The 3,482-nt window shown below is 55.0% G+C and carries 3 protein-coding genes; 1 reads left to right on the forward strand and 2 read right to left on the reverse strand.

Annotation, left to right across the window (positions count from 1 at the left end; translation table 11 throughout):
* Positions 1-236 precede the first annotated feature (236 nt).
* Entirely contained in the window at positions 237-1,532 is a 1,296-nt protein-coding gene (locus tag CSQ89_RS20545; protein ID WP_099407859.1) for an MFS transporter, read from the reverse strand.
* A 178-nt stretch (positions 1,533-1,710) separates the two neighbouring features.
* Entirely contained in the window at positions 1,711-2,619 is a 909-nt protein-coding gene (locus CSQ89_RS20550; RefSeq protein ID WP_099407860.1) for a LysR substrate-binding domain-containing protein, read from the reverse strand.
* Between the two features lie 121 nt (positions 2,620-2,740).
* Here CSQ89_RS20550 and CSQ89_RS20555 point away from each other — a divergent pair, with 121 nt between their 5' ends.
* Positions 2,741-3,355 (forward strand): FMN-dependent NADH-azoreductase, encoded by a 615-nt coding sequence (locus CSQ89_RS20555; RefSeq protein WP_099407861.1) that lies wholly within the window; start codon positions 2,741-2,743, stop codon positions 3,353-3,355.
* Positions 3,356-3,482 lie beyond the last annotated feature (127 nt).

Genomic DNA, 3,482 nt, shown 5'->3' on the forward strand with positions numbered 1-3,482 from the left:
CTCAAGCAAGCGACCAAAGCCCATATGGAGATGTTGGAAAACACCCCGGAACGAGTGTGCTCCTATTTCGAAGACCCCAGGATCAAGTACGCCGCCTGATCAACACTTAGTTGCCGGGTGAATAGTTAAAAGACTCAGGACATCAGTATAAAAAAGGGCTGGCAAATACATTGCGAGCCCTTTTTTACCCTACACCACCGAGCGGTGAAGCCTGCTGAGTAATTCGATGCGTCTGCTTAGCTAAACGCCGGCTTACGCGGTAGGGAGCAGGCTGTAATCATGCCGACCACCGATACCGCCATAACATAGTAGGCCGGCGCCATAGGGGTCGACTTGGCAAGCAAACCCACCAAAATCGGCGTCAAGCCGCCAAAGATGGCATAGGCCACATTGTAGGAGAACGACAAGCCGGTAAAACGTACCTGAGCAGGAAAAGCATGCACCATCACGTACGGAATCGCACCAACAATACCCACACTGAAACCTGTCAAGGCATATAGCGGCATCAGCCAATCTGGGTGCGCGGCAAGATTGGCATATAGCAACCAGCTACAGAATGCCAACCAGAATGTACCCAGAAATACCGTACGGGCAGCCCCAAAACGGTCCGCCAAATGGCCTGCCAGAATGCAGCCAAATACCAAGCAGATCACAGCCACGCTATTGGCATTCAAGGTAGTCACCGCATCAAAGCCAAAACTCTTCTGCAGCATAGGGGGCGTCATCAAAATCATTACCACCAGCGCCGCCGACAGTAGCCAGGTCAGCAGCATTGACTGTAAGACACCACGCCGGTGCTCACGCAACACAGTTTTCAATGGCAACTCCGCCGCAAGTGCTTTCTTTTGTTTCAGTTCGGCAAAGATGGGGGTCTCTTCCAACCAACGCCGTAGGTACATGGAGCAGATGCCAAACACGCCACCCAGCAGAAACGGAATCCGCCAACCGTAGTCCAGCAGCTCTTCCTGCGTAAATAGCGTATTAGCGAGCGTAGCGACAAAGGAACCCAACAAGATACCCGCAGATAGCCCTGCAGTAAGCGTACCGCAGGCAAAACCTATGTTTCTACCCGGCACATGTTCGGCAACGAACACCCATGCGCCAGGCACTTCCCCTCCGACAGCCGCACCTTGCACAATCCGCAGAGCCAGCAGCATAAGCGGCGCAGCCAATCCAATACTTGCATAGGTTGGCAACAGACCCATTAGCAAGGTGGGCACCGACATCATCAGTATGCTCAAAGCGAACATCCGCTTACGGCCCAATAAATCACCAAAGTGCGCCATCACAATTCCACCCAATGGACGAGCCAGATAACCGGCGGCGAAGATGCCAAAGGTTTGTAGCTGGCGCAGCCAATCGGGGATTTCGGGAGGGAAGAACAACTGGCCCAATACCGTAGCGAAAAATACAAAGATGACGAAGTCGTAAAACTCCAGCGCACCGCCCAATGCGGCCAGGGAAAGGGTTTTATAGTCACTGGCGCCCAATGGGCGCGGCGCAGCAGTGGCTGCGGCGTTTGCGGTTTGCATGGGGGAAACTCTACATGATGGATACGGGGGGCGGCTGATCCGTTGGAAGCAGGCTTTTTATGAAATGTTTGTGCTCTGCTTCATCGCCCGGAGAGTAGCAAAGTCTGCCGGAATCAAAGCCTAGGGACATCCGCAATACAAGCACAGCCCACGGGCAAAGATAAGCCCTACACCGTACTCAAACCAACCGTTGTGGTCCCTTGCTGAACTCTTGTACCAGAAATTCAACAAAAGTTCGTGCAGCAGGGGACAAACCGCGCCGATGTGGATAGACAGCTTGAAGACTCGCCATCGGCATTGTCCAGTCCGGAAGAAGTCGCACCAATGTCCCTGCCGCCAATTCGGCTTGGCAATAAGGCACCGGCAACATGGTGACACCCAGACCCCGTAAAGCCGCCAATTTGCGGGTGCCAAAGTCCTCAATCGCCAAGCGGGGTTCCAAGGCGATGTCCTCGCGACGCCCATCAGGCCCCGTCAACTGCCAGTGCACTCTGCGGTCAGGCCCTATCGCCCCCAAAGCGGGCAACTGCACCAAATCGGCCGGCTCGCGAATCTTTACCGTGGCACGCAGGCTGGCCGCCATCACCAGCACACCACCGGCGGGCAACAGACGCCTGGCAACCAAGGACGGGTCTTCATCATTGGGGCTACGGACACGCAGCGCGATATCTATCCCCTCTTCTAGTAAATCCACCCTGCGATTGGTCATCACCACTTCCAAGCGCACTTCCGGATAGGCCGCGAGAAACAACGGAATCAGGTCAGCCAACATATCCTGTAGCAAGGAGACGGGGCACGAAACCCGCAGCCGCCCCCTAGGTACGGCACTTAGCAAGGTAACCGCCTCATCCGCCGCTTCTGCGGCCTGCAGCATTACTTGGCATTGCTGGTAATAGAGTTCTCCCACCTCCGTCAGGGCAAGCTTGCGTGTCGTCCGCTGCAAAAGCCGTACGCCAAGCCGGCTTTCCAATCCGGCGATTCGCCGTGACAGCCGCGACTTCGGGATCCCAATCACGCGCCCCGCTGCGGCAAAACCGCCCGCCTCTACAACACGGGCGAAATAGTGCAGGTCATTCAAGTCTTGCATTCAACTGTCCCATCAATAGAACGATCTATCGTATTTTAGCTATCTATTCAATGATTGGCACCGCACATAGTATTCAATCCAAGCAATTCGCCGGCTTTGGCGATAAAACTCGGAGAACACTATGAAACTCGTGCACATTGATTCCAGCATTCTTGGCGATGCTTCCGCCTCACGCCAACTGAGCCTCGAAGTTGCCAATGCTTGGCGCGCCAGCCAACCCAACGTCAGTGTCAGCTATCGGGACCTGGCGAGTGATGCCATAGGCCAATTGTCAGGCTTCACATTGGGGGCCAATGGCACACCGGCGGAATTACGCAATGCCACCCAGGCGCATGAAGCAGCGTTATCGGACAACGTACTGAATGAGTTTCTGGCTGCCGATGCGATCATCATTGGCGCACCGATGTATAACTTCTCCATCCCCAGCCAGTTGAAAGCCTGGATAGATAGAGTCACCGTCGCCGGCAAGACCTTCCGTTATGGTGCCAATGGACCGGAAGGCTTGGCGGGCGGCAAGAAAGTCGTGATTGTCTCAACGGCTGGCGGTATGCATGCAGGGCAACCTACTGCCGCCGCACACGATGACTATCTCAAGTTTGTGCTTGGCTTTGTGGGCATCACCGACATCACAGTCATCCACGCACACGGCCTGAGTATGGGGCCCGAAGCACGCGAGGCCGCCTTTACTCAAGCCCGCAAACAAATCGACGTACTATTTGAAACCGTCGGCGCTTAATTACTGATGTTACGCAGTGCATACGATAACCTGTCGCCATGAAGAACAAAGAACTCGATTTGTACACCGACTATTTGCTGAGCACGTTTGGCGCGGCGACAGCAACGGGCTTGTCGGCGATGGTAGG

Source organism: Chitinimonas sp. BJB300 (genome assembly GCF_002735695.1).
Classification (GTDB): Bacteria; Pseudomonadota; Gammaproteobacteria; order Burkholderiales; family Chitinimonadaceae; genus Chitinimonas.